The organism is Salibacterium lacus, assembly GCF_042684865.1.
Taxonomy (GTDB): Bacteria; Bacillota; Bacilli; order Bacillales; family Marinococcaceae; genus Salibacterium; species Salibacterium lacus.
The window spans coordinates 547496-571607 of sequence record NZ_JBHUML010000005.1 but is presented as its reverse complement, the minus strand read 5'-3'; the positions used below and the strand labels follow the sequence as shown (position 1 = coordinate 571607).

Annotated in this window: 24 protein-coding genes and 1 tRNA gene; 20 read left to right on the top strand and 5 right to left on the bottom strand. The window is 49.7% G+C overall.

The window, feature by feature from the left end; translation table 11 throughout:
• The first annotated feature begins 1093 nt into the window (after positions 1–1093).
• From pxpB to ACFSUB_RS15920, 4 genes are read left to right on the top strand one after another with little or no spacing between them, the layout of a single operon-like run.
• The gene (pxpB, locus tag ACFSUB_RS15935) at positions 1094–1789 is read left to right on the top strand and encodes a 5-oxoprolinase subunit PxpB (protein ID WP_380714250.1); all 696 of its coding nucleotides are present in this window, start codon (positions 1094–1096) and stop codon (positions 1787–1789) included.
• A 5-nt stretch (positions 1790–1794) separates the two neighbouring features.
• A complete protein-coding gene (locus ACFSUB_RS15930; RefSeq protein ID WP_380714273.1) occupies positions 1795–2556 on the top strand; it encodes a LamB/YcsF family protein in 762 nt (253 codons plus the stop codon).
• Positions 2553–3542 (top strand): 5-oxoprolinase subunit C family protein, encoded by a 990-nt coding sequence (locus tag ACFSUB_RS15925; protein WP_380714249.1) that lies wholly within the window; start codon positions 2553–2555, stop codon positions 3540–3542. Before ACFSUB_RS15930 ends, ACFSUB_RS15925 begins: the two co-directional genes overlap by 4 nt.
• 19 nt (positions 3543–3561) lie before the next feature.
• Positions 3562–4704, top strand: coding sequence for a trans-sulfuration enzyme family protein (locus ACFSUB_RS15920; RefSeq protein WP_380714248.1), 1143 nt, complete (start codon positions 3562–3564; stop codon positions 4702–4704).
• A 66-nt stretch (positions 4705–4770) separates the two neighbouring features.
• On the opposite strand, the gene ACFSUB_RS15915 is transcribed toward ACFSUB_RS15920, so the two are convergent.
• Positions 4771–4914, bottom strand: a complete 144-nt coding sequence (locus tag ACFSUB_RS15915) for a hypothetical protein (protein WP_380714247.1) — start codon at positions 4912–4914, stop codon at positions 4771–4773.
• A gap of 162 nt (positions 4915–5076) precedes the next feature.
• Between ACFSUB_RS15915 and ACFSUB_RS15910 the strand changes: the two genes are divergently transcribed.
• The 7 genes from ACFSUB_RS15910 (at position 5077) to ACFSUB_RS15880 (ending at position 11536) form a co-directional block, all read left to right on the top strand.
• Positions 5077–5153: transfer RNA gene (locus ACFSUB_RS15910), tRNA-Met, on the top strand.
• A 127-nt stretch (positions 5154–5280) separates the two neighbouring features.
• Positions 5281–6273: a thiamine-phosphate kinase gene (gene thiL, locus ACFSUB_RS15905; RefSeq protein ID WP_380714246.1), complete on the top strand. Its 993-nt coding sequence runs from the start codon at positions 5281–5283 to the stop codon at positions 6271–6273.
• Between the two features lie 16 nt (positions 6274–6289).
• A complete protein-coding gene (gene tsaE / locus ACFSUB_RS15900) occupies positions 6290–6763 on the top strand; it encodes a tRNA (adenosine(37)-N6)-threonylcarbamoyltransferase complex ATPase subunit type 1 TsaE (protein ID WP_380714245.1) in 474 nt (157 codons plus the stop codon).
• Positions 6744–7448 carry a tRNA (adenosine(37)-N6)-threonylcarbamoyltransferase complex dimerization subunit type 1 TsaB gene (tsaB, locus tag ACFSUB_RS15895; RefSeq protein WP_380714244.1) on the top strand — a complete coding sequence of 235 codons (705 nt, stop codon included), beginning with the start codon at positions 6744–6746 and terminating at the stop codon, positions 7446–7448. The genes tsaE and tsaB overlap by 20 nt, the downstream gene beginning before the upstream one ends.
• The gene (gene rimI / locus ACFSUB_RS15890; protein ID WP_380714243.1) at positions 7441–7908 is read left to right on the top strand and encodes a ribosomal protein S18-alanine N-acetyltransferase; all 468 of its coding nucleotides are present in this window, start codon (positions 7441–7443) and stop codon (positions 7906–7908) included. Before tsaB ends, rimI begins: the two co-directional genes overlap by 8 nt.
• The gene (tsaD, locus tag ACFSUB_RS15885; RefSeq protein ID WP_380714242.1) at positions 7889–8911 is read left to right on the top strand and encodes a tRNA (adenosine(37)-N6)-threonylcarbamoyltransferase complex transferase subunit TsaD; all 1023 of its coding nucleotides are present in this window, start codon (positions 7889–7891) and stop codon (positions 8909–8911) included. The genes rimI and tsaD overlap by 20 nt, the downstream gene beginning before the upstream one ends.
• A 534-nt stretch (positions 8912–9445) precedes the next feature.
• Positions 9446–11536 carry a hypothetical protein gene (locus ACFSUB_RS15880; RefSeq protein ID WP_380714241.1) on the top strand — a complete coding sequence of 697 codons (2091 nt, stop codon included), beginning with the start codon at positions 9446–9448 and terminating at the stop codon, positions 11534–11536.
• 29 nt (positions 11537–11565) lie between these two features.
• Here the strand turns inward: ACFSUB_RS15880 and ACFSUB_RS15875 are convergent, their stop codons facing one another.
• Positions 11566–13506 carry an ABC-F family ATP-binding cassette domain-containing protein gene (locus ACFSUB_RS15875; protein WP_380714240.1) on the bottom strand — a complete coding sequence of 647 codons (1941 nt, stop codon included), beginning with the start codon at positions 13504–13506 and terminating at the stop codon, positions 11566–11568.
• Between the two features lie 270 nt (positions 13507–13776).
• Here ACFSUB_RS15875 and ACFSUB_RS15870 point away from each other — a divergent pair, with 270 nt between their 5' ends.
• From ACFSUB_RS15870 to tatC, 3 genes are read left to right on the top strand one after another with little or no spacing between them, the layout of a single operon-like run.
• On the top strand, positions 13777–14415 hold the full coding sequence (locus tag ACFSUB_RS15870; RefSeq protein ID WP_380714239.1) for a redox-sensing transcriptional repressor Rex: 639 nt from the start codon (positions 13777–13779) through the stop codon (positions 14413–14415).
• A 23-nt stretch (positions 14416–14438) separates the two neighbouring features.
• On the top strand, positions 14439–14642 hold the full coding sequence (locus ACFSUB_RS15865; protein ID WP_380714237.1) for a twin-arginine translocase TatA/TatE family subunit: 204 nt from the start codon (positions 14439–14441) through the stop codon (positions 14640–14642).
• Positions 14643–14661: 19 nt separating this feature from the next.
• Positions 14662–15411 carry a twin-arginine translocase subunit TatC gene (gene tatC / locus ACFSUB_RS15860; protein ID WP_380714236.1) on the top strand — a complete coding sequence of 250 codons (750 nt, stop codon included), beginning with the start codon at positions 14662–14664 and terminating at the stop codon, positions 15409–15411.
• Positions 15412–15485: 74 nt separating this feature from the next.
• Here tatC and ACFSUB_RS15855 read toward each other — a convergent pair whose 3' ends face one another.
• A complete protein-coding gene (locus ACFSUB_RS15855; RefSeq protein ID WP_380714235.1) occupies positions 15486–15680 on the bottom strand; it encodes a DUF4305 domain-containing protein in 195 nt (64 codons plus the stop codon).
• Positions 15677–16393 carry a CPBP family intramembrane glutamic endopeptidase gene (locus ACFSUB_RS15850; protein WP_380714234.1) on the bottom strand — a complete coding sequence of 239 codons (717 nt, stop codon included), beginning with the start codon at positions 16391–16393 and terminating at the stop codon, positions 15677–15679. The genes ACFSUB_RS15855 and ACFSUB_RS15850 overlap by 4 nt, the downstream gene beginning before the upstream one ends.
• A 358-nt stretch (positions 16394–16751) precedes the next feature.
• Between ACFSUB_RS15850 and groES the strand changes: the two genes are divergently transcribed.
• Entirely contained in the window at positions 16752–17036 is a 285-nt protein-coding gene (groES, locus tag ACFSUB_RS15845) for a co-chaperone GroES (protein ID WP_090928314.1), read from the top strand.
• A 50-nt stretch (positions 17037–17086) separates the two neighbouring features.
• The gene (groL, locus tag ACFSUB_RS15840) at positions 17087–18739 is read left to right on the top strand and encodes a chaperonin GroEL (RefSeq protein WP_090928316.1); all 1653 of its coding nucleotides are present in this window, start codon (positions 17087–17089) and stop codon (positions 18737–18739) included.
• A gap of 258 nt (positions 18740–18997) precedes the next feature.
• Here the strand turns inward: groL and ACFSUB_RS15835 are convergent, their stop codons facing one another.
• Positions 18998–19303 carry an NINE protein gene (locus ACFSUB_RS15835; RefSeq protein ID WP_090928318.1) on the bottom strand — a complete coding sequence of 102 codons (306 nt, stop codon included), beginning with the start codon at positions 19301–19303 and terminating at the stop codon, positions 18998–19000.
• Positions 19304–19520: 217 nt separating this feature from the next.
• Here ACFSUB_RS15835 and ACFSUB_RS15830 point away from each other — a divergent pair, with 217 nt between their 5' ends.
• The 4 genes from ACFSUB_RS15830 (at position 19521) to rlmD (ending at position 24028) form a co-directional block, all read left to right on the top strand.
• Entirely contained in the window at positions 19521–20237 is a 717-nt protein-coding gene (locus ACFSUB_RS15830) for a dihydropteridine reductase (RefSeq protein WP_380714271.1), read from the top strand.
• A gap of 153 nt (positions 20238–20390) precedes the next feature.
• Complete coding sequence (locus ACFSUB_RS15825; RefSeq protein WP_245737050.1) at positions 20391–21131, top strand: SDR family NAD(P)-dependent oxidoreductase; 741 nt, start codon at positions 20391–20393, stop codon at positions 21129–21131.
• A 373-nt stretch (positions 21132–21504) separates the two neighbouring features.
• Entirely contained in the window at positions 21505–22215 is a 711-nt protein-coding gene (locus ACFSUB_RS15820; protein ID WP_380714233.1) for a CAP domain-containing protein, read from the top strand.
• Between the two features lie 337 nt (positions 22216–22552).
• Complete coding sequence (gene rlmD, locus ACFSUB_RS15815; protein WP_380714232.1) at positions 22553–24028, top strand: 23S rRNA (uracil(1939)-C(5))-methyltransferase RlmD; 1476 nt, start codon at positions 22553–22555, stop codon at positions 24026–24028.
• Positions 24029–24112 lie beyond the last annotated feature (84 nt).

The following is a 24112-nucleotide window of genomic DNA, read 5'->3' as shown; positions in this document are numbered from 1 at the left end:
GAAGTTAAGCTCTCCAGCGCCGATGATAATGAAGGGGCAACCCTTTGTGAAAGTAGGACGCCGCCAGGCAACCAAAAGTACCGCCGGATATTGAATCCGGCGGTCTTTTTTTTAGGCACAGGAACGAATAGAAGATAGAAGGCGGATATGGCAGGTTTTGGGAGAGCTTTTAGGGACACCATCCGTGCCAAAGTGTCCGGTATCCTGATTTAGGAGACACTTTCCCGGGGGACGGGCCGGAAGGTGTCTGGTATTTTGAGATACCGGCCATTTTTCTGCTTCCGCCGGCTTAGGATGCCCCTAATAACAAAGGTATGGACCGTTTCCCGCACCAAAAGTCCATTATCTTTCCATAGATGGAGGAGCCGAACCCCGGCTGCCGGGACCAATAGAACCTTCAAGAAGATCTGAAGTGGCCGGTAGATCCGGCCTAAGGGCTGTTTTCCCCGCGGGACCTGGAGGAACACACTCGTCAGCATGGTTCCATCGACCAATAGCGCCGGAAAGCAAGCCGGAAACGACCGTTCATACTCGTCTCTCGACCAATCGCCATGGTGCCAGTGTAAAAAAGGCGGTACGCTCCGTGCAGCAATGTCCTGCGGATGGGGTACGGCGGATGACTGGACCCGTGACGATACCTGACATGGTGGAAAGGGCCACCTCGTGGTTCAGCAGCTGCTCGAATTGGTCGATAAACTTGTCCCGGGAGCTAATCCCTTACCAGAGGCGGGGGAGAAATGGTTATTAAACTGTTTCTACCGGCTAATTGAACGGTGCATCTATCCGGAAGCAGTCGTAAGCTGCGGTTTATAACCAATCACTTTCGGAAAACGGAGAGAAGATGGTCGTTAGGAAGCTTCTATGAGCCATTTCGACCCCGTTTTAGTCCGGTATTGGTCGATAGACCCCGGCCGGCCCTGCCCAGCAGCCATGTATAATCCATGCAGGTCATAATCAGGGAATGATTCCGATCCCCGGCAAAACAGCAATGGCATACACAGCTCGGATCTATCCCACATTCAGGGTATGTAAAACAAGCAAAAATCCAGTATACTGAAGGTAAGATTTCATCTATTGGAAAAGGAAGATGTGTGTGGAACCGTTGCAGATGAACATGGTAAGCGACACAGCTGTACAGGTAACATTCGGAACGGTGATTTCCATGGAGACCCATAAAAATATCAGGGCATTCTGCAGAGAATTGGAGAAATATCCGCAAAAGGGGATAAGGGAATGGGTGCCTTCCTATACGGCCGTCACGATCTTTTACGACCCGTTTCTCCTTTCTCCTGTAACCCTTAAAACATGCATTATGAAAATGTGTGACGGAATAGAAAACCATAACCTGCCTGACGAGATGCAGGTGACAATCCCGGTGTGTTATGAAAAAGCATACGGACCTGATCTGAATCACGTAGCTGCCCATAATCAATTAACGCCGGAAGAGGTGATTGAACTTCACACGGAACCGCAATACCTGATTCACATGATGGGATTCATACCTGGATTTCCATACCTTGGAGGCATGAATGAAAAAATCGCAGCTCCCCGGCTGGATGCGCCGCGGATGAAAGTGCCTGCAGGGTCCGTTGGTATTGCAGGTACCCAGACGGGAGTGTATCCGCTGGAGAGTCCCGGCGGATGGAATATCATCGGCCGGACACCGAAAAAGCTGTTTCTTCCCCGGGAAACAAATCCGGTGCTGCTCGAGGCCGGAATGAGAATAAAGTTTATGCCGGTTACCGTGGATGAATTTATCGAAATAGAAGAGAAGGAGGCAGCGCAGTGAGGAAGATGGTGGATCTGAACAGTGATGTAGGAGAAAGCTTTGGCGCCTATACGCTTGGTAACGACGATGAGGTCCTTTCCTATGTAACATCAGCCAACATTGCCTGCGGGTATCATGCCGGAGACCACAATGTAATGGCCCGGACAACCGCTTTAGCGAAACAGCACGGAGCGGCTGTCGGTGCTCATCCCGGATTTCCTGATCTGGGTGGATTTGGACGGCGGTCGATGGCGGTGGATCCCGAAGAAATTTATCAAATGATAGTATACCAGATCGGAGCGCTGCAGGGGTTTTGTGAAACGGAAAACATAATCCTCCGCCATGTTAAACCGCATGGTGCTCTGTACAATCAGGCAGCAGGTGACCCCGATACAGCCGAGGCTGTGGTGGAAGCGGTCAGAGGAATAAACCCCGGTCTTATCCTGTTTGCGCCTGCCGGCAGCAAGCTCGTGGAAGCCGCCCGGGAGAAATCTCTCCGCGTCGCGTCCGAAGTGTTTGCCGATCGTACATATCAGCCGGATGGATCGCTGACCCCCCGTTCTCAGGCGGATGCGGTGCTGCATGATCCGGGTCAGGCGGCGGACCGGATTCTGCATATGCTCTCAAGTGGAGAAGTGGAAGCAGTGGATGGAACAAGACTTCCGGTGGAAGCAGACACGATTTGTGTGCACGGGGATACACCGGAGGCGCTGCCATTTCTTGACCGCCTGTATCATATGCTCCGGCAGCGTGAGATCACTCTCCAAATACCAGGGGGCAGTCTATGAGCGCAGACGAAGTATGCGTTGTAAAAAAATCGGGCTTATTCACGACGATCCAGGATGCTGGACGCAAAGGCTGGCAGAAAAAAGGAATTCCTCCGGCGGGCGTCATGGATGAGTATGCTTTTCAGACGGCTAATATCCTTACCGGAAACGACGGCGCCGAAGCCGTACTTGAAGTGACGATGCTGGGACCGGTTCTGCTTTTCACGAAGCCCTCGGTGGTTGCTGTGACAGGAGCAGATCTCCAGCCTTCCCTGAACAACAAGCCGGTGGACAATTGGCGTTCTTTTCGTGTCCGAGACGGGGATGAGCTCTCGTTTGCGGGAATGAAAAAGGGGGCCCGTGCCTATATAGCGGTGCAGGGCGGATTTGATGGGGATGAAATGCTGGGGAGCCGGTCCACCTATGTGAAAGCAGGACTTGGAGGCATGAACGGCAGAGCTCTGGAAAAAGGGGACCGGTTATCGACCGCCCGTTCTGTTTCCATGCTGAAGCGTTGCAGCCGGCTGTCTGTGTCTCTTATCCCGGAATACGGAGGAGAAACGGTGTTACGCGTACTGGAAGGGCCGGAGTCATCAGCGTTTACGGAAGAATCCCTGCACGCTTTTTACCAATCAGACTTTACCGTCTCAAATGATTCAGACCGTATGGGATGCCGTATGGAAGAAGCCCCTCTTGTGCACCGCGAATCCGCTGATATTTTGTCTGATGCGGTGGATACCGGCACGATTCAGGCCGCCGCGGACGGAAAGCCGATGATTTTAATGGCAGACCGTCAGACGACCGGCGGCTATACTCGTCCGGCATCTGTGATTCAGGTGGACCTCTCAAAAGCGGCCCAGCTTCTTCCCGGAGAGACAGTCAGATTTGAAAAAGTAACCCTGGAGCATGCCCATGATTTATTGAAAGAACAGCGCCGCCGGCTTGCAGCACTCGCTCTTGCTTCGAACAACATGCAGTCCTGCGGTTTTATGGAAACATTAGAATAGGAATAGGAGTGAAGAGAACATGGAAAAAAAGTTTGATACAAAAGCTGTCCATTTTCAGAAAGGGGACGGTGAAAAAAATAAAAGTAAAACGAAACCGATCTATCAGACGTCCTCGTTTGCATTTCAGGATCTTGAAGATATGGAATCTTATTTCACAGGGGGGAAAGATCATCTTTATACCCGCTACTCCAATCCGAATACCGATGACTTAGGAAACGGAACGGCACGGCTTGAAGGTGCTCCGGCAGGGGTTGCGACGTCATCGGGGATGTCTGCCATTCTTGCCGGTATCCTCGCAGCGGTTTCTCCGGGTGAACATATGATTGTTCCGCTTGATCTGTACGGCGGGACGTACCAGTTGTTTCAGCAGGAACTGCAGGAATGGGGATTTCAGGTATCTGTCGTTGACTTTACCGATAAGGAGGCTGTGGAAGCAGCAATTGGGGACGACACGCGTCTGTTGTATGCCGAATCCGTAACGAACCCGCTGCTCCGCCGTGAAAATATAAAAGAATTAAATCAGATCGCAGAGAAGCACCATCTCACCTTAATGATTGATAACACCTTCCCGTCGCCGTATTTTCTGCAGCCTTATACCGAAGGGGCGGATCTGGTCATCCACAGCGCGACCAAATACATAGGAGGACACAGTGACGTGTCGGCGGGTGTACTGGTTGGAACCGAAGAATTGATAGCCAAAGCGAAGAAAAGGGTCATTAATATCGGCGCTAACTTAAGCCCGTTTGAAGCGTGGCTTGCCTGCCGGGGTCTTAAAACCTTAAGTGTAAGAATGGCAAGGCAGGGGGAAAACGCGGCGGAACTGGCCGGGTGGTTTCAACAGCATACCAGTGCTGCAGCTGTCTATTATCCACAGAATCTTTCTGAAAAAGGGAACGGTGCTATGGTGAGTGTGGATCTTGGCGGGGCGTATGATGAAAAAACATTTTTTCAATCGCTGGACTGGATCAAAATCGTTCCGACCCTGGCCGGAGTGGAAACGACTGTTTCCTATCCATTGAATACGTCCCACCGTGCGATTCCGGATGCCATCCGCCAAAAGCTTGGTATTACCGCCGGCACGGTCCGGATTTCTGTGGGGATTGAAGATAAAGATGACATTATCGCTGCGTTTTCGTCAGCACTGCAGCACGCTGCGCGTTAAAACACGTCATACAGCACAAAGCCCATCCCACCATCCATAGGGGAGGGGCTTTTTTCATCTTTTATACTATTTGTTATTGTTCATATATTGAATGAAGTCCTGGTAAATACTGATGTTGTCGGTCAATAACATAATCGGCAGAAACACAAACGTTACAAGAACGAGGACGTTAGCCAGCAGCGCCGCACGCAAGTATTTCCAGGTGTTCATGATGCCACCTCCTTCTTCCTATTAAATATCTTAATTTTCTTATAATTAATGTAACATTTCCGTCACAATTGGACAAGAAAAAATTTTATTATGCCCTTGTCATCCTGAAAAGCATATGGTATATTATAAAAGTAGCGTTAACAGAGCGCACATTTATTACATCGCGGGGTGGAGCAGTTCGGTAGCTCGTCGGGCTCATAACCCGGAGGTCGTAGGTTCGAATCCTACCCCCGCAACCAATTATACGAAATGTACAAAAGCCCGTAGAAGGCTTTTTTTTTATCTATATTGGAAATCAAAGGCGGTGCGTTTTCTTCTGCAATGCGTTACACTGGAAGAAATGATACGCACAAAAGGATGTCCTCGATGCCCAAAGATGAATTTGAATGGATTCAGCAGCACACGCCTGAGCGTCACAGTCATCCCGGTGTGATTGAAGGCATTGGTGATGATGCGGCGGTTTATGCGGCTGAAGAAGGTTTTGACGAGATATTATGTGTCGATACAATGGTGGAAGAGGTTCATTTCAAAAAGCAGACGATGAGTGCTTATGATACCGGCTATAAAGCACTCGCCGTGAATATCAGTGATATCGCCGCGATGGGCGGCATCCCTGTTTATTATATCGTTTCCATTGCGGTGCCTTCCTCGTGGACGGATGAAGAACTTCAGGATGTTTACAATGGAATGGGAGCACTGGCTGGTGAGTATCATATGGATATGATCGGCGGGGACACTGTGTCGTCGGGTACCGGACTTGTTATTTCTGTCACGGCCCATGGAAGAGTCGAAAAGGGCAGGCATCTTGTACGAAGAAACGCACGTCCTGGAGACATTGTCTTTGTCACAAATCCTACCGGCCGGTCAGCAGCCGGTCTGGAATGGCTTCTCGAGCACGGAAGAGAGAGCGCGTGCCCGCAGCCGTTTCAGACATTGACGGCGTATCACCGGAATCCTTGTCCGAGAGTAAAAGAAGGCAGGGTGATTGCCGGGAGCGCTCCGTCTGCTTCCTTAAACGATATCAGTGACGGACTTGCCAGTGAAGCGAATGAAATCGCCGAAGCCTCCGGCGTACACCTGCAGTTAAACAAGCAGGATATACCGGTTGCCGGCGAATTAAAAGAGGAGTTCCCGGAAGATACATACTGGGACTGGATTTTTTACGGCGGGGAAGATTTTGAACTGATTGGAACGGTCCGTGAAAAAGACTGGCCCCTGCTTCAGCAGAACATGAAGCAGGAAGGGCTTTCTCTTTATGACATCGGAAAGGTGAAAGAAGGAGACTCTCTTGTCACGCTGCTGGACGGGAACGGGGAGCAAAGACTTCCCAAAAAAGGATACAACCATTTTCAATCATAAAGGCAGGCGGATCTTCATGTCTTTTTCACTTACAAGCCATTCCCCGTCAGAGACCATTCAGCTCGGTGAAAAGCTCGGTTCTGTGGTGCAGAGCGGGGATGTTATTACACTCGATGGGGACCTGGGTGCAGGAAAAACCCATTTCACGAAGGGCCTGGCAGAGGCACTTCAGGTAAAAGAAATCGTGAACAGCCCTACCTTTACCATCATAAAAGAATACAGCGGCACACTGCCTCTATATCACATGGATCTCTACCGTCTGGACGGGGAAGAAGCCGATGAAATCGGACTGGAAGAATACCTGGAAGGCGACGGGGTCTGTGTCGTGGAATGGGCCGGAAAAATCGAGGATCTGCTGCCTGAAAACCGGCTGCATATCATAATGGAACGTTGCGGGGAAGACGAGCGTATCATCCGGTACACTCCTGTTGGAAAAAGCTTTATGGAACGATGCAAGGAGCTTGAGAATCATGAAAATACTTGCGATTGATACGTCAAGTCACGTGATGGGGACGGCACTTTCCTCAGAAAACGGAATCTTGGCGGAGTATATCACGAACTTCAAAAAAAATCATTCTCTTCGTTTAATGCCTGCCATTCATCAAATGATGGAGGAAGTGGAGGTGGCACCGAAAGAACTGGATGCGATAGCTGCAGCAAAAGGACCGGGCTCCTACACGGGTGTCCGGATCGGTGTGACAACGGCCAAAACGATGGCGTGGTCCCTCGGCATTCCGGTGTACGGCATATCGAGTTTGATGCAGCTGGCAGCGGGCGGCACTTACTTTTCAGGATGGATTTGTCCGTTTGCGGATGCACGCAGGGGAAGAGTCTACACCGGGCTGTACAAGGTTCGACATGGCATTCTTACAACGGAACGTGCGGACCAGGTGACGTCCCTTGAGGACTGGCTGGAAAAGCTGCAGGAAACAGAGGAACCTGTGCTTTTTTTGAGCAGAGACATCAAACAGCACCAGGCGGCTATTGAAGAAGCTCTTGGAGAACGTGCCGTGTTTGGAACGGATGCTGTGAACCGGCCGCGGCCCTCGGATCTTATCAGCCTTACCGCGCAGATGGAGCCGCAGCCTCCGCATTCCCTTGTCCCTGAATACGCCCAGATGGCAGAGGCGGAAAAGAAATGGTACGCTGCGGAAGAAGGACGCACCTATGAATAACACTCCCGTCATTCGTTTCATGGAGGAGCGGGATCTGGAGGGAATTCTCAAGGTGGAGCATGACGCCTTCCAGATGCCGTGGACGAAATACGCCTTTTTTAATGAACTGATGAACAATCAGTTTGCTCATTATCTGGTCGTGGAATGGGGAAGCGATATTATCGGGTACTGCGGGGTATGGATCATTATTGACGAAGCCCATATCACTAATATTGCGATTCATTCGGCCTACCGGGGTTACAAACTCGGGGAACTCCTCATGAAAAATGTGCTCGATATGGCGCATGCCTACGGAGCGGTAACGATGACGCTTGAAGTAAGGGTGAGCAATCTCATTGCCCAGTCCCTGTACAAAAAACTCGGATTCCAGCCGGGCGGCATCCGGAAAAATTACTATGCCGACAATAAAGAAGATGCTTTGGTAATGTGGGTGAATATAGATGACTACAAATTCAACTGAATCGGAACGGCTGCTTGCGATTGAAACAAGCTGTGACGAAACAGCAGCAGCGGTAGTACAGGGCGGCAACATCGTACTATCGAATGTCGTGGCGTCGCAGATTGAGAGCCACAAGCGGTTCGGAGGTGTGGTACCGGAAATTGCATCGCGCCACCACACCGAAACCATAACGATAATCATAGAAGAAGCACTGCAAGAGGCCGGTCTTACGTTTTCCGAACTCGACGGCATTGCCGTGACAGAAGGCCCGGGTCTGGTTGGAGCGCTCCTGGTTGGAGTGAACGCCGCCAAGGCAGCTGCTTTTACCAGCGGACTTCCGCTTCTCCCTGTTCATCATATCGCCGGTCATATTCAGGCGGCGCGGCTCGAACGGGAATGGCGTTATCCGGCGCTTGCACTTGTCGTATCCGGCGGTCATACCGATCTTGTCCTGCTGCGCGGGGAGGGGGACTATGAAGTTATCGGGCGCACCCGCGATGATGCAGCCGGAGAAGCCTATGACAAAGTGGCCCGAACGTTCGGTCTTCCTTACCCGGGAGGACCCCAGGTGGATAAACTGGCGTCCGCCGGTAAAGCGGACATCCCGCTTCCCATTGCATGGCTTGAAGAGGGCTCGTTTGATTTCAGCTTCAGCGGTTTGAAGTCAGCGGTCCTCAATACCGTCCACAATGCAGAACAACGCGGGGAAACGTTATCCACAGCCGATGTCGCCGCGAGCTTTCAGGCAAGCGTCATTGAAGTGCTTGTGGAAAAAACCAAACGTGCCGCTGAAGAATACGGGGTACAGCAGGTCGTACTTGCCGGAGGTGTCGCAGCCAACCAGGGACTGCGCGCGGCGATGGAAGACGCTTTCAAGGAAAGCCCTGCGGAATTGACGATCCCGCCTTTCCGGTACTGCACCGATAATGCGGCGATGATAGGGGCAGCCGCCCACATTCAGTGGAAAAAAGGAATCACCGCCGGTTGGGATTTAAATGGTGTACCAGGCTTGGCCTTATATTGAGGTCAGGCTTTTTTTATGATTCTGTGCTGGTTATTGAAGCTCCAGCATAAAGCACCCAGCCCCTATCCCTGGTTTTCGGGGCAGCCTGTACTCTGAACGACCCGTGAATTGGTCGTTAGAACAGTTCTAAGAGCGGTTCGTCCACTAAAGTTTCTTACAAATGGTCACTAGAGACTTCCAGCGGCCATTCGTAGCTCATTTCTATGTGGTAATGGTCGATAGACACCGCCTACCGACCGTTTCCCCCCGATATCCATCAGAGAATGGCCGCTGCAACACATGGTGTCCATCTATGTTAAGAATCTGTGTGCTTTTATCTCCATAAAGTAAAGATTGTTGAGACTGTGTAAAAGTCATCTTGTGGATAATGGGGATAAATACGTGGAAAACTAATAAATCAGGGGAAAGCGATGTGAATAGCAAATATGTGTATAACTACAGTTTATTTGTGTATAAGTTCAGAAAACACAGGCAGATAGGTGTTTGTATGTTGATAACCTTGTTGATAGTGTGGATGGATCAAGGAGGAAGGACATGGAAAAAGACGTCACACGATTTCGGGATAAAACGGGAAAACAAGGGTTTTGGATTTTTATCCTCGGGGTGATACTCTCTTTGTTGTGTACTCCGCTGCACGAGGCCCGGGCGGAAGAACAGCATGCTGTGCTGGTGCTCGTTCCCGGCTTAACGATGGAAGATTACTTTCTGCTGCTGGAGGATAAAAAGCTGGCGGAAGGAGCGGTCATTGGGGCACTGAACCGGGTTACAGCAGGACCGGTATCCCCTGTGGATGAAATGTTGACCCTGAGCGCCGGGGCGCGTGCTGAAACGAATCAGGTGTCGCTGAGTGACTGGACGCGGCGTACGACGGAAGGAGAGTTTTTTTCCTATCACCTTCCCGGCTTTGCAGCGATCCATGCGGAGAATGAGAAGGGCGGGTACAGCGCCGCTCCGGGGACACTTTCGGAGACGCTGCGCGCAGACGGTGCTGCCGTTTGGTTTGCCGGACACAGTGACAGGCGGGGGAAGAGGCAGAGTTATGCCCCTTTTTTAACAACCGATTTTCAAGGCAGGACTTACGGAAGCCGTCGTGCGGTTGTGGATAAAGACAGTTCCGCTCCCGGGGGCTGGAGAATGAATCCACAGAAAACACAGGACTGGGTGGATAACATCCAGCGGCATACTTCCTCGAGTCTGGCAGTGGTGGAATGGGGGGATATCGCCCGGTTCCAACATGAAGACCAACATATTTCCGGAAACAGACCTTTTCAACCGCTGGTGCAGGCTCTACACGATATGAAACAAAGAGAACAGCCACTGTTTCTTATGGGGGTCGATCCATCCACAGATGACATGATTCCATTTGCGAAGTGGACAGGTGATAAAGACACAACGGTGCGTGGACTTTTTTCCACATCGACCGGCCTTCCTTATCTTGGAAGCGTCGTGGATGCCGCGCCTGCGCTGGCGGCAGTGTTTTCCGAAGGAACGGAGCCCCCATTGGCAGCCGGCGAAAAGGTAGATCTTAAGGAAACGCGGTCAGAGCTGCGGGGGATGCAGACGATTCATGACACGCGGGCGCCTGTGCTTTCCTCCTACATTTTTGTCCTGATTCTTCTGCTTGCCGCTGCCTTTCTTTATGAAAAAAGAGAAAAGTCTGCCCCACCGCGGTGGATGCATGCCGCTGTATCGACCGGAATGGCCTCGCCGATTGCTTTTGTTCTAATTCCGGCTCTTGTCGGCCGGCCTGTGGATAACATTGCCCTTTATACAGGAAGCGTGACAGCTGCTGCTCTTGTGATAGGTGCTGTCGTCTCTATTTTGGCCCGTCAGAAGGCTCCGCTCCTCCTTTCCCTCCTGTTGACCGTGCTGTTAAGCATCGATCTTCTAAACGGCGCCTATGCCATTCAGCGGTCTTATCTCGGGTATGACCCATTGATCGGCGCCCGCTACAGCGGTATCGGCAACGAGCTCGGCGGCTTCTTTACCGTTGCGGCCATCGTCTGTCTGGAACCGGTGCTGCGGTATAGGAAAAAGGCGGTCCTTCCGCTGCTTCTCGTTTTTTTGATTATCACCGGAAGTGCAGCTCTTGGAAAAAACGCCGGCGTGACGATCGCGTCCGGCCTGATGTTTGGCACCCTTTGGACAAAGGAGTTCCAACACGCCGGCTGGAAAAAAGTATTGGCGGCTGTATCCGGGGGAATGCTTTTTTTAGGTGTGCTGCTCTGGGGGCTTTCGTTCACCGGAGGTCCTTCCCACATCGGTGCAGCGTTCCAGCAGCTCCTGCAGGGAGAATGGGAAGAGCTGCGCGCGCTTTTCGTTCGAAAGGTGGAGATGAATATCAAGATCATTTTTCATTCCAACTGGACGAAACTGCTGATTACAAGTTACGCGATCGCTGCTTTTTATTTGCTGATTGAAAAAAAGACGAGAATGAGGCCGTCCCGGCAGCTTGTGGTGAAAGCAGGGGCCGCCGGTTCGATCTTTCTGCTGCTTCTGAATGACTCCGGAGCCGTGGCTGCTGCGACCTCGATGTTTTATCTGCTCTGCGTGCGGTACGCGTGGAACATGGAATACCATTTCGCCGATATAATCCGCCGCCCGGCCGAAAAAAAGCCACTATGAACGAATCATAGTGGCTGTCAGCATAGTCTTTACCCGAGCTGCAGGGCTTCCCATTTTTCCATATAGGCATCGAGCTGCTCTTTCGCATCATGGACCTGCTGCTGCATCTCGGCTGCTTTTTCGTGGTCTTCATACACATCAGGCGACAACATTTCTTCTTCGAGCTGTTCGATCTTCGTTTCGAGTGCTTCAATCTGCTGTTCTGTATCTTCAATATCCCGCTGCCGTCTGCGCTCCTGTTTCTTGGCTTCTTTGTCCTCGAGGAATGCTTTTTTGTCTTCGCCGGGAGCCCCGGTCTGGGTGTCGGCTGCAGGCGGCTGCTCCTGGGCGCGGAGTTCGGCGCGCTGGCGTTCTTCATCCTTTTTCATCACATAGTAATCGTAGTCGCCCGGATATTCCTGAATCCCGGACTGATCGAGTTCAACAATCTTGGAAGCCATCCGGTTGAGAAAGTAACGGTCGTGGGACACAAACAGCAGCGTCCCCGGATAGTTAATCAGTGCGGCTTCGAGAACTTCTTTGCTGTCGAGGTCAAGATGGTTTGTCGGCTCGTCAAAAATCAGCAGGTTGGCCTTTTTCATCATTAACTTGCTGAGCGCGAGCCGTGATTTTTCTCCGCCGCTCAGATTGGAAACGGACTTGAGCACATCTTCGCCGGTGAAAAGGAAATTTCCCAGAACGGTGCGGATTTCCCGTTCTGTTTTAAGTGGATACTCGTCCCACAGCTCATGAAGCACGTCTTTGCCGGTATCAAGATCACCCTGCTCCTGGTCGTAGTAGCCAACCGATACTTTGGTGCCGTACTGGACAGTGCCTGAAGCCGGCGTGATGCGTCCGGCAATCGCTTTTAGCAGCGTCGTTTTACCGATACCGTTCGGCCCGATCAGCGCAATGCTTTCCTGCCTTTTGACAGAAAGGGTTAAGTCCTGGATAACAGGGTTTTCCTCTTCATAAAAAACATTCAGATCATAAATGTTCAGCACTTCATTGCCGCTCTGTCGCTCGATATCAAAGGAGAACCGGGCTGATTTTTCGTCCCCCTGCGGCTTCTCCTTAATCTCCATTTTTTCCAGTTTTTTGCGTCGGCTCTGCGCCCGTTTGGAGGTGGAGTCGCGGGCGATATTTCTTGCAACAAAGTCTTCGAGTTCGGCGATTTCTTTCTGTTGTTTTTCATATTCTCTCATTTCCTGCTCGTAAACCTCGGCTTTTTTCTCCAGATACCGGCTGTAATTGCCGTAAAACAACCGAGCTTCCGACCGTGACATTTCATAGACTTTGGAAACAATATTGTCGAGAAAATAGCGGTCGTGCGAAACAATCAGAACCGCTCCTTCGTAGTTGGACAAAAAGTTCTCCAGCCAGCGGAGCGTATCAATATCAAGGTGGTTCGTCGGTTCGTCGAGAATGAGCACTTCGGGTTTGGAGAGCAGCAGTTTACCGAGAGCGAGTCTTGTTTTCTGCCCACCGCTTAACGTTGTAATCGGTGTATTGTAGTCAAATTGATCGAACTTCAACCCTGCCAGAATCCCGCGGATATCTGCTTCATACTGATAACCGCCGCGCTCCTGAAAATCATATTGAAGATTGTCGTAGTCTTTTAAGGTTTTCTCGTATTTCTGTTCGTCATTGTACACATCCGGATCGGCCATGGCATTCTCGAGGCTGCGCAGCTGCGTTTCCATTTCCCGTAGTTCATCGAAAACAGAAAGCATCTCGTCCCAGATTGTGCGGTCGGAATCAAGACCGGTGTGCTGATCAAGATAGCCGATTCTTGTTCCTTTTGGTGTGGTAACTTCTCCTTCGTCGTAGGGAAGTTCCCCGGCGATGATTTTCAGAAGGGTTGATTTGCCGGAGCCGTTACGGCCGATGAGGGCGGCTCTTTCATTCTTTTTGATCTCGAGCTTAATCCCATCAAGAATGGTTTCAACCCCGTAAGATTTCGTTATATTCGCGCATTGCAGCACAATCATTATTGTTCATCCTTTTATTCAAAACTTCTCCTCTCTTAGTGTATCGTATTTTTAAAGCAAACGCGAAACAGAGAATATGGATCATGTGTGAAAATGCCCGGCGAAAATGCTTTCAACTATTACAAATTTCCGTTTTTTCGTGTAGAATGAAAGAAAGCGCAGATGGCTCCGGTATGCTGTCTCAAGCAGGACAGGCTTTACGATGTGACGACAGCATAGCTTATCATGTTATACTGTAAAGAAACATGAAAGGAAAAGTTGGAGGCTGCCATGAACATAGACCAGCAGAAGATACCGCAGGCAACCGCCAAACGGCTGCCTCTTTATTACAGGTTTCTTGAAAATCTTTATCAATCGGGGAAGCAGAGGGTTTCCTCTACAGAACTAAGCGATGCGGTCAAAGTGGATTCAGCCACGATACGAAGGGATTTTTCCTACTTCGGAGCACTTGGCAAAAAAGGTTACGGCTACAATGTACAGTATCTGCTTTCCTTTTTCCGCAAAACGCTGGATCAGGACGAAGTGACCAAAGTATTTCTTGTCGGGGTGGGAAACCTTGGCACCGCGCTTTTGAAATACAATTTCACAAAAAGCGACAACACACAGATTGTCAACGCCTTTGATGTCAATCCGGACTTGATCGGGCAGGACATCAGCGGGGTTGAGATATATCACATGAATGACCTGCCGGACGTAAAAAAGAAACGGAACGCTTCGATTGCGATTCTCACCGTCCCGGCCCCGGCCGCCCAGGAAACCGCGGAACAACTGGTGGAGGCGGGAATCACCGGTATTATGAATTTTACTCCGGAACGTCTGACGGTGCCCGAAAACGTACGGGTTCATCATATTGATTTGTCGGTGGAACTTCAGACATTGGTGTACTTTCTGAAAAATTATCCTTTATAGCACATGCAGGGGGTGTTTTGAAAATGAATCTGGGACCTATAAGCATTGGACTGATTGTTCTTGCCGCGCTTTTGATTTTCGGACCGAAAAAACTTCCGGAACTCGGAAAAGCCGCGGGTAATACGCTGCGGGAATTCAAGAGCGCGACCAAAGGACTTGCTGATGATGTGGAAGAAGAAGAGAAAAAGAAAAACCGGCAGCAGTCAACGGATGAATCCGATAAGTAAAGAGTAGGACGGGACAGGCATGGCGCAGAATGAAATGACTTTATATGATCATATTGGAGAACTGCGGAAGCGCATCATTATCTCAGCGGTCTATTTACTGGCGGCATTTATCGCCGGTCTTATTATCGCGCCGGGGGTGATAACGTACCTGCAGAATATCCCGGAAGCCGAGAGTTTCCCGATGAACGTGTTTAAATTGACCGATCCAATCAAGCTTTACATGAATTTTGCGTTTTTCATCGGGCTGATTCTCGTATTTCCTGTCCTCTTGTATCAGTTGTGGGCGTTTGTATCACCGGGTCTGATGGAAAAGGAGAGAAAAGTAACGCTCTCCTACATACCTATCGCTACGGTTCTGTTTCTCGGAGGACTTGCTTTTGCGTATTTTGTTCTTTTTCCAAATGTCATCCGGTTTTTGAGCGGATTGTCCGAGAGGCTGAATTTAACGGAGCAGTACGGGGCCAATGAATATTTCAGTTTTTTGTTTCAACTGACGATACCATTTGGTTTCTTGTTTCAGCTGCCTGTAGTTGTCATGTTTTTGACCAGACTCGGCTTGATTACGCCGGCATGGCTCCGTCACATCCGGAAGTATGCCTACTTTGTGCTGCTTGTCATAGCCGGCTTTATTACACCACCGGACATTGTGTCCCATCTGATGGTAACGCTGCCGCTCTTTCTGCTGTACGAAGGAAGTGTGATCATTTCCCGGTTTTCCTACAAGAAAGCCCTGCAGGCCGAGCAGGAGCAAGCCGGACAGGACAAATAAAGCAGGAGCGCAGTCCATTTGACTGCGCTCCTGTTTTTTTTTGTTTGTATGAGGTCTGGTGTGATGTTTGTGGTTCAGCTGCTGGATCCGCTTTGCCTGCCGGCGCGCAAAAAGCGGAGGCCCATCAGAACATCCAGAGCTGCGAGGCCTGCGTACAGAAACGTCAGGAAATTCCATGAATGGTTGTTCACATTAAGGACGGCAAAGCAGATGAAAGCAGCGGCAAGTCCGAAATAGAAAAGCCCCATCATGGTTGTGCCGCCCCTCATAAAAAGAATCCTCCCAGAATCAGGTTCACCTGTTCCATTTGCTGCTGGATTTCGCGGATCTGATCCGCAAACAGGACCTGTACAATAATGGCATAACTGTTCATTGCCACGTGTGCAATGATCGGCACGAGAATTCTGCCCGTTTTCACATACAGATAGGAAAAGGCGAATCCGACGGCGGTATAAATCAACACGTGCGTGATGTCAAAATGCACGAGCGAAAAGATAAGGGCACTAAGCAGTGCAGCGATGATAAAGTTAAAACGTCTGTAAAAGGTGCCGAAAAGAACCTTTCGGAACACGAGTTCTTCCAGAATCGGCCCGATGACGGCGACAAGTAAGGCAAATACAGGAAACTTTTCCACCATGGATAGAATCTGCTGCGTGTTCTCGGAACCGGGTTCGATACCGACCGCCATTTCAATCAGAATCGCCGCGTACTGGGCGGCAAATACGAGGAATATCCCGAGAACAGCCCACAACGCTGCATGTCTGCCCGATGTTTTTGTGAGCTTTGGATGGCGGTCGGTCTGCCGCTCGGGTAAAAGCAGGAAGAGCATCACAACGAGCGCCGCAGCAAAGCTGATAAGGCTCCATATGACGGAACTTTCCCGAATCCCGAATCCGAGGGAAAGCAAAATAGGCGCACCGATAAAACCGGACAGCTGCATCAGTATGTAAACGATGAGAATCCACCAATAACGTTTAGTCAAGCTTGTTCCACTCCTCTTTATCGTTTGAATAATACAATGTATACGTACGTATTGTATCATAATGCACGGGGAGAAGGGGCGGGAAACGGTTGTGATGAAATAATGAAATGAAGCGTTTCAGCTCCATACAAAAACGGGTAGGTTCTAACAGGAAGGTCTGCGGCATCAAGCCTGCGGACCGGACTGGGGAAAAAATGAAAAAATTTCAGGCTTTCCCCTTGCAAAATGGAAGCGGATTGATTATCATAAGAATTGGTGTTAGCACTCGATTGCTAAGAGTGCTAATAAGCACGAAACATGTCGGTTCCCCGCCCTATCGGCCGGGATGCCGCGCTAATACTAAAGGAGGGTGTTTACCTTGTTAAAGCCTCTTGGTGACCGCATTGTGATTGAACAAATTGAACAGGAAGAAACAACAAAAAGCGGTATTGTCCTTCCGGATTCCGCCCAGGAAAAACCGCAGGAAGGCAAAGTAGTCGCTGTCGGAAACGGCCGTGCAGCGGATAACGGCGAACGGATCGCTCCGGAAGTCAGTGAAGGAAACATGGTCATTTTCTCCAAATTCGCCGGCACAGAAGTAACGTATGAAGGAAATGACTACCTCATTCTCCGCGAAAGCGATGTTCTTGCTGTTATCGGTTAATAAATAGGGGATCATCCCCTACATACTCTCATTTACAGGAGGTCGAAACGATGGCAAAAGATATTAAATTCCGTGAAGACGCGCGCCAGACTATGCTCGACGGCGTGAACGAACTGGCGAATGCTGTAAAAGTAACGCTTGGACCAAAAGGACGCAATGTTGTTCTTGAAAAGAAATACGGGTCCCCGCTTATCACAAACGACGGGGTGACCATTGCTAAAGAAATCGAGCTTGAGGATAACTTTGAAAACATGGGCGCCCAGCTCGTAAGCGAAGTGGCCAGCAAGACAAACGACTTGGCCGGCGACGGTACTACAACCGCGACTGTTCTTGCTCAGGCAATGATTAAGGAAGGTCTGAAAAACGTAACGTCCGGTGCGAACCCGATGGGAATCCGTTACGGTATTGAAGAAGCGACGAAAACAGCTATTGAAGAGCTGCGCAAAGTCTCCAAGCCGATCGAAGGAAGCGAAGCAATTTCCCAGGTGGCTTCGGTTTCTGCTTCCAGTGACGAAGTCGGTGAGATTATTTCTGAAGCGATGGGGCGCGTCGGCAACGATGGTGTCATTACGGTAGAAGAATCCCGCGGCCTTGAAACAGAACTTGAAGTTGTGGAAGGTATGCAGTTCGACCGCGGCTATGCTTCCCCTTACATGGTGACAGACTCTGATAAAATGACCGCTGAACTGGACAATCCGTACATTCTTATCACAGATAAGAAAATCACGAATATCCAGGAAGTTCTTCCGCTTCTTGAGCAGGTTGTGCAGCAGAACAAACCGATCCTGATCATCGCAGAAGACGTGGAAGGCGAAGCACTTGCAACCCTCGTTGTGAACAAACTGCGCGGGACCTTTAACGCGGTAGCCGTGAAGGCACCAGGATTCGGCGACCGCCGCAAAGCAATGCTCGAAGATATCGCACTGCTCACAGGCGGCCAGGTTATTACCGAAGACATCGGCCTTGACCTGAAGAATGCTACCATCGATCAGCTTGGTAAAGCCGGCAAAATCGTCATCAACAAAGATGACACCACTATTGTAGAAGGCGAAGGCAACCCGGGAGAAATCACCAATCGCGTGAACCAGCTGAAAGCACAGATCGAAGAAACAACATCCGATTTCGACCGTGAAAAGCTGCAGGAGCGCCTCGCCAAGCTTGCCGGAGGTGTCGCTGTCGTGAAAGTCGGCGCAGCGTCTGAAACGGAAATGAAAGAACGCAAGCTCCGCATCGAAGACGCCCTCAACTCCACACGCGCAGCTGTTGAGGAAGGCATCGTCTCCGGCGGCGGTACCGCCCTCATGAACGTCCATGAAGCGGTCAAGAAGCTGGAAGACGCAAGAGAAGGTGACGAAGCAACAGGTGTCAGCATCGTGCTCCGCGCCCTTGAAGAGCCGCTCCGTCAGATTGCGCACAACGCAGGCCTCGAAGGTTCCGTTGTTGTGGAGCGAATGAAGAGCGAAGCTGTCGGCAACGGCTTCAACGCCCTCACCGGCGAATGGGTCAACATGATTGACGCCGGCGTTGTCGATCCGACGAAAGTCGTCCGTTCCGCGCTGCAAAACGCATCTTCGGTATCCGCAATGTTCCTCACTACCGAGGCTGTCATTGCTGATAAACCAGGCGAAGACGAAGGCGGCGGTGCTGCCGGCGGCGGCATGCCTGACATGGGCGGAATGGGAGGTATGGGCGGCATGATGTAATGCGCCCTCCCAAATACTGATGTGACGGGGTTAATGCCCTGTCACATCTTTTTTATGGCTTGAAAAGTCACAAAAAAGTAACGTAAATATTTGTTCTTGGTTTTCTCTACTGATTTACTGATACCATTGCTTTCATAACTTGTTATTTTTACCATACTCTTTTCCAGAGAACGTAAGAAAAGAATGTAAAAGATATTCGGGAAAACGAAAAAAGTGTATATCCAGAGAATAATAAAGAGCAGGGAAAATCCCTGCTCTTTATTTGCTATGTACTTTTACTTCTTCAATAATCTCTTTTTCGATTCGCTCATTTTTTTCGTGCATTCCCTGCCAGGCAAAAAAGATGTCGATCAAATTCCAGATGAACAGCGTCAGCCATCCAAGAAGCAGCATAGCTACAGCACGTCCGGTAGGACCTATATAAAATCGATGAGCCGCAAACGTACTAAGGAAAAACCATAAAAGAATGAGAATAAGAGGGCTTTTCTTTCTTTTTTCAAATTCACTCGCCACAATGGATTGTTGTTCGCTGGTAAGGTCCTGCTTTAATGCTACATTACTCATGCATCACACCTCCTTTTAATAAGGTATTGTCATTCTACCATGTTTTCCATGTTCTTACTATTAATTTTTAAAAAAGGGACTGAATCAACTTTCGCGGATTGAACCAGATAGATAGGTTCTGATTATATAAACCACCAATCCATTTTAATTGAGAATTTTTATCAATTATTATATACTGTAAATGACAGAACATAGAATAAAACAAGGAGAATCTATGATGCAGATATACTGGACGAAAATAAATAATATTATCGAAGAAACATCGGAAGTGAAAACGTTCATGCTCGACTGCCCGGAAGATTTCACATGGGAGGAAGGCGCACACACCCATTTTGCCCTGGAGGGTTTTAATGCCGGAGAACAGCCAAACCGCGCCCTGATCCGCCACATGTCCATCTCTACGTTACCGAACGAGCGTTCCATCGGAATCACGACACGTATTAGAGAGCAGTGCTCCGAGTTCAAAACGATATTGAGAAATCTAGAGATCGGCAGTGACGTTGCCATATTCAAAACGCATTCGAATGTGCCGCTGAAAAGAGAAGACAAAAATGTGTATCTATTGTCATCAGGAGTCGGGCTGGCAACGTTCAGGCCGCTTGTACTGGATTATTTCGAACGGGCTGACAACGTCGGTCACATGCATTCTTTGAACATTGATTCATCGGATGATTTCTTGTTCTCTGATATTTTTACCTCCGCCCCTGACAAGACATTCACCTCCCAGTTTGTCGATAACCGCGGCGACTACTACGAGCAGGTGAAAGCTCTTGCGGCTGACAAAGAGGGAGTCTTCTATATTGTCGGCAGTGACGAATTCCTCCTGCAGAACATTAACGTACTGCGTGAGAAGGGCATCCAACCGGAACAGATTATGCTCGACAAGCATGAAAACCAACGGGCTGAGTTTTTATCACAGGATGTGTCCATGTAAGCGGAAATCCCATGTAAAAAGGGCGTTCATGTAGAAATTGTCCATTTCTGCGTGGACGCCCTTTTTATGTTATTGTAATGGAAGTATGCTTGCGGGCTGATACAACAGTATGATTCAAACAGGTTGGTGTGTCACATATGGAGGTGGATGACCATGCAGATGAAGCGTTTTGAAGATAAGGTAGCATTGGTAACAGGCGGTCGTTCGGGAATCGGTCGTGCCATAGCCCGTCGTCTTCGTGACGAGGGAGCAGTCGTGATTACCGCACAGCGCGGCCAAGATGAGGAATTTGAATCGATTCAGGCTGATTTCTCGGATCCGCGTACACCGGAGCGGCTTGTGGAAGAAGTAGCTGCCGGTAAAGGTCGGCTTGATGTGCTTGTCAATAACTCGGGAATGATGCAGGAAGCGTCTATCGAAGAGACGACTATAGAGGAATGGCAGCGTAACATCAGTATCAATCTGACAGCGCCTTTTCTGCTGATCCGCGCGGCACTCCCGCATCTTCGTCAGACGAAAGGAAGCATCGTCAATACCGGATCAACAGAAGGTATTGCTGCCAATCCCCGACATGCGGCGTACTGCACCTCAAAGGCCGGTCTTCATGGGCTGACCCGTTCGGTGGCGGTGGATCACGGCCATGAAGGCATCCGCTGCAATGCGGTGGCGCCCGGCTGGATTGACACCGAGCTGAATCAGGAAATGATCGAGAACTCAGATGATGCAGAGGCTTTCCGTGACGATATTGCCCGTATTCACCCTGTCGGCCGCACCGGTTCCCCGGAAGAAGTGGCAGCGCTCACCGCGTTTCTCGCAGCAGATGAAGCTGGATTTATCACAGGACAGGTGTACACCGTGGACGGCGGTAGAACAACCCAGCTGAGTCTTCCTTGACTAAAGGCTTTTCCGTCTGTCCGGTATCCTCTTTGTTCATGACAGGATCAAACGTAGAATCGTTAAAACGTAAGTGTGATTGAACCATGCTTACGTTTTACTTCTCAACATCTTCTCCACTGTTTCTATGAACCTTTCTCACCTTTGTTTCCCAACCTGTAAAATAATAAAATGTATACACGATATGAAATATTTTATGAGGTATTTGACTTAAAAGTAACGACAGTAACTATAATGTATAATAATAAGCAGAAGTGAGAAGAAAAAGGAGTTTCATCAATGTTCTAAGAACAAAACGGGATTAGTGAAGAAGAGAGGAATGCGTTGATACGAAGTATGAAGCGACTAATTTTATGCAAAAGGAGCTTACGGCATGATAAAAAAATCTTTCGTTGTTATAGTGTGTCTGCTTCTATTTATCGTTGTCGTTTCCCCCGTATCCGCCCAGGATATATGGAAGTGGAAAGCACCGAAAGAATCGTATGAAAAAGTGACAGAAAATATCAAGGAGTGGACAAAAGACCGTGATATACAACAAACATTTCAGGAGTGGACAGCGAATCTTGAATCCTTTTTAAACAGTGTGGAATGGCAGTACCCGGACGAAACACAAAAGGAAGAAGGAGAGCCGGAACAAAGTTCCCCGGGTAAGGAGGCTTCTGTTTCAAAAGAATCGATTACGGACTATGAACCGGGCGAATTTGAGCAGGAGGTGTTAACGCTCGTCAATGAGGAACGGGCAAAACGGGAGCTCGAACCTCTGGAAATGCATAACCGGCTTAGTGGTCTCGCTCATATAAAATCACAGGATATGGCTGAAAACAACTATTTCAGTCACACGTCACCAACTTACGGGTCCCCTTTTGATATGATGGAAGCCTTTGATTTCACTTATCGCGCAGCGGGGGAAAATGTAGCTGCAGGCCAGCGTTCACCTGAACAAGTAGTGGAAGGGTGGATGAATAGTGAAGATCACCGTGCCAACATTCTTCATAAGGAGTTCACACATATGGGAGTAGGTTATGTGGAAGGATCAGGGCCGTATCAAACGTATTGGACCCAATTGTTCATGACACCGCGTTGAGAACGAACCCAGCGAAACGAGACAAGAAAAGACACTTCCATGCAGATCTTTACTCTGCGAAGTGTCTTTTTTTTTCGAAACATAGGTCATAGCATGCATACACCCGTTCATAAGGCCAAAACGTCTGTTTCATATCGTCTAAACGTAACCATGAATGGTTCATACTTACGTTTTTACCTGTTCGGCGTGCTGTAAACGTCACTATGACCCTTTTATCACGACGTTTGCAGCATGAACAAGCTGTCAAACGTAACCAACACCCCGCCGGTCATTTTACGGCCTGCTTCCAGTAGTCTATAATGAAGGGTCAGGAAAGACATGTAGATAGGAAGTGCTTATGAGTAAACAAAAGAACCATGGATATAAAAAATCAGCCGGGAAGCAGTCTCCAAAGAATAAACCGTCCGGTCAACAGCGCCCTGCTCCGCAGGGTCGGAAGAACAGCAAAGCAGGGGGCGGGAAAAAACCGGTAATCGCCGAGGTAACCTGTTCTGGATTGACCAATGAGGGAAAAGGCATCATCCAGTGGGACGGCAAGAATCTGGAGGTGGAGCACCTTCTACCCGGGGAAACAGCGGAAGTCGCTGTTTCAACGAAGGGGCGGCATACGACGACGGAACTGAAGCGGGTCATCCAGCCTTCAAGCGACCGCGTGGAACCGCCTTGCGTTTATTTCTACGAGTGCGGCGGCTGTCAGCTGCAGCATATGACCAACCAGGCGCAGGCGGGATTCAAGCAGAAAACCGTGGATGCCTTGATGAAACCGTTCGGGAAACCGCAAGCCATGCTGACGATGGAGCATCCGTATGCGTACCGCAACAAGAGCCACACAACGTTTGGGATGAACAGAGACCGGCAGATCATCGGCGGCCTGTACGCCCGGAACTCACATGAGATTATCCCGATGGACCGCTGTCTCATTCACGATCCGAAAGCCGACGAGATTGCCGGAACCATTAAAGGCATCATGAAATCCACCAAACTGCGGCCATATAACGAGGATACCGGCGATGGTTTCCTGAGGCATGTGCTGATAAAGGTCGGGAAGACGAGCGGAGAGATTATGGTGGTACTCGTTGCCGCATCACCTGTCTTTCCGGGAAAAAATAATTTCGTCAAAGCGCTGCGCAAAGCCCACCCGGAGATCACCACGCTTGTTCATAATGTGAACAATAAAGACACGAGCATGGTACTCGGGGACGACGAAAAAGTATTGTTCGGCCCGGGGACGATCACCGATACACTGGGCGGGATGGAGTTCGTGATCTCGGCGAAATCATTCTATCAGGTCAATCCGGTCCAGACGGAGAAATTGTATGATAAAGCAATGGAAATGGCAGATTTGACCGGAAAAGAAACCGTGATCGATGCCTACTGCGGTGTTGGTACGATCGGTCTGATTGCCGCGAAAAAAGCCGGACGGGTCATCGGGGTGGAGATGAATAACGATGCCGTCCGCGACGCCATCCGCAATGCCAAGCGAAACGGTGTGAAAAACGCCCGGTTCTATCAGGGCGACGCCGGAAAGTTCATGGTCGAGATGGCAGAGCGTGGAGAGAATGCTGATGTCGTTATGATGGATCCTCCGCGGAAAGGAAGCGACGAAGCCTTTTTATCAAGTGTGGTAAAGCTTCAGCCGGAACGGATTGTCTACGTCTCCTGCAACCCGGAAACGCAGGTCCGTGATCTTGAATATCTGGAGAAAAACGGGTACAACGTAGAAGAAATACAGCCGGTGGACATGTTCCCGCAGACCGTGCACGTGGAGGCCGTCACAAAATTAGTCCGAACACAAAAAGCAGGGACCCGGTAAAGGGTGCCTGTTTTTTTTGCGTCTCCGGCTGTAAGATTCAACGCATAAGAATAGGAAAGGACATCTGACCTTCTTTTGTCAGCT

What these genes read in the sequence shown, in the direction of transcription:
- thiL (WP_380714246.1), top strand. Translation starts at nt 5,281, where the DNA reads ATGCCCAAAGATGAATTTGAATGGATTCAGCAGCACACGCCTGAGCGT.
- tatC (WP_380714236.1), top strand. Translation starts at nt 14,662, where the DNA reads ATGGCGCAGAATGAAATGACTTTATATGATCATATTGGAGAACTGCGG.
- ACFSUB_RS15925 (WP_380714249.1), top strand. Translation starts at nt 2,553, where the DNA reads ATGAGCGCAGACGAAGTATGCGTTGTAAAAAAATCGGGCTTATTCACG.
- groL (WP_090928316.1), top strand. Translation starts at nt 17,087, where the DNA reads ATGGCAAAAGATATTAAATTCCGTGAAGACGCGCGCCAGACTATGCTC.
- tsaE (WP_380714245.1), top strand. Translation starts at nt 6,290, where the DNA reads ATGTCTTTTTCACTTACAAGCCATTCCCCGTCAGAGACCATTCAGCTC.
- ACFSUB_RS15865 (WP_380714237.1), top strand. Translation starts at nt 14,439, where the DNA reads ATGAATCTGGGACCTATAAGCATTGGACTGATTGTTCTTGCCGCGCTT.
- rlmD (WP_380714232.1), top strand. Translation starts at nt 22,553, where the DNA reads ATGAGTAAACAAAAGAACCATGGATATAAAAAATCAGCCGGGAAGCAG.
- ACFSUB_RS15880 (WP_380714241.1), top strand. Translation starts at nt 9,446, where the DNA reads ATGGAAAAAGACGTCACACGATTTCGGGATAAAACGGGAAAACAAGGG.
- ACFSUB_RS15930 (WP_380714273.1), top strand. Translation starts at nt 1,795, where the DNA reads ATGGTGGATCTGAACAGTGATGTAGGAGAAAGCTTTGGCGCCTATACG.
- tsaB (WP_380714244.1), top strand. Translation starts at nt 6,744, where the DNA reads ATGAAAATACTTGCGATTGATACGTCAAGTCACGTGATGGGGACGGCA.
- ACFSUB_RS15870 (WP_380714239.1), top strand. Translation starts at nt 13,777, where the DNA reads ATGAACATAGACCAGCAGAAGATACCGCAGGCAACCGCCAAACGGCTG.
- rimI (WP_380714243.1), top strand. Translation starts at nt 7,441, where the DNA reads ATGAATAACACTCCCGTCATTCGTTTCATGGAGGAGCGGGATCTGGAG.
- ACFSUB_RS15915 (WP_380714247.1), bottom strand. Translation starts at nt 4,914, where the DNA reads ATGAACACCTGGAAATACTTGCGTGCGGCGCTGCTGGCTAACGTCCTC.
- ACFSUB_RS15920 (WP_380714248.1), top strand. Translation starts at nt 3,562, where the DNA reads ATGGAAAAAAAGTTTGATACAAAAGCTGTCCATTTTCAGAAAGGGGAC.
- ACFSUB_RS15830 (WP_380714271.1), top strand. Translation starts at nt 19,521, where the DNA reads ATGCAGATATACTGGACGAAAATAAATAATATTATCGAAGAAACATCG.
- ACFSUB_RS15835 (WP_090928318.1), bottom strand. Translation starts at nt 19,303, where the DNA reads ATGAGTAATGTAGCATTAAAGCAGGACCTTACCAGCGAACAACAATCC.
- ACFSUB_RS15820 (WP_380714233.1), top strand. Translation starts at nt 21,505, where the DNA reads ATGATAAAAAAATCTTTCGTTGTTATAGTGTGTCTGCTTCTATTTATC.
- ACFSUB_RS15875 (WP_380714240.1), bottom strand. Translation starts at nt 13,506, where the DNA reads ATGATTGTGCTGCAATGCGCGAATATAACGAAATCTTACGGGGTTGAA.
- tsaD (WP_380714242.1), top strand. Translation starts at nt 7,889, where the DNA reads ATGACTACAAATTCAACTGAATCGGAACGGCTGCTTGCGATTGAAACA.
- ACFSUB_RS15825 (WP_245737050.1), top strand. Translation starts at nt 20,391, where the DNA reads ATGCAGATGAAGCGTTTTGAAGATAAGGTAGCATTGGTAACAGGCGGT.
- ACFSUB_RS15855 (WP_380714235.1), bottom strand. Translation starts at nt 15,680, where the DNA reads ATGAGGGGCGGCACAACCATGATGGGGCTTTTCTATTTCGGACTTGCC.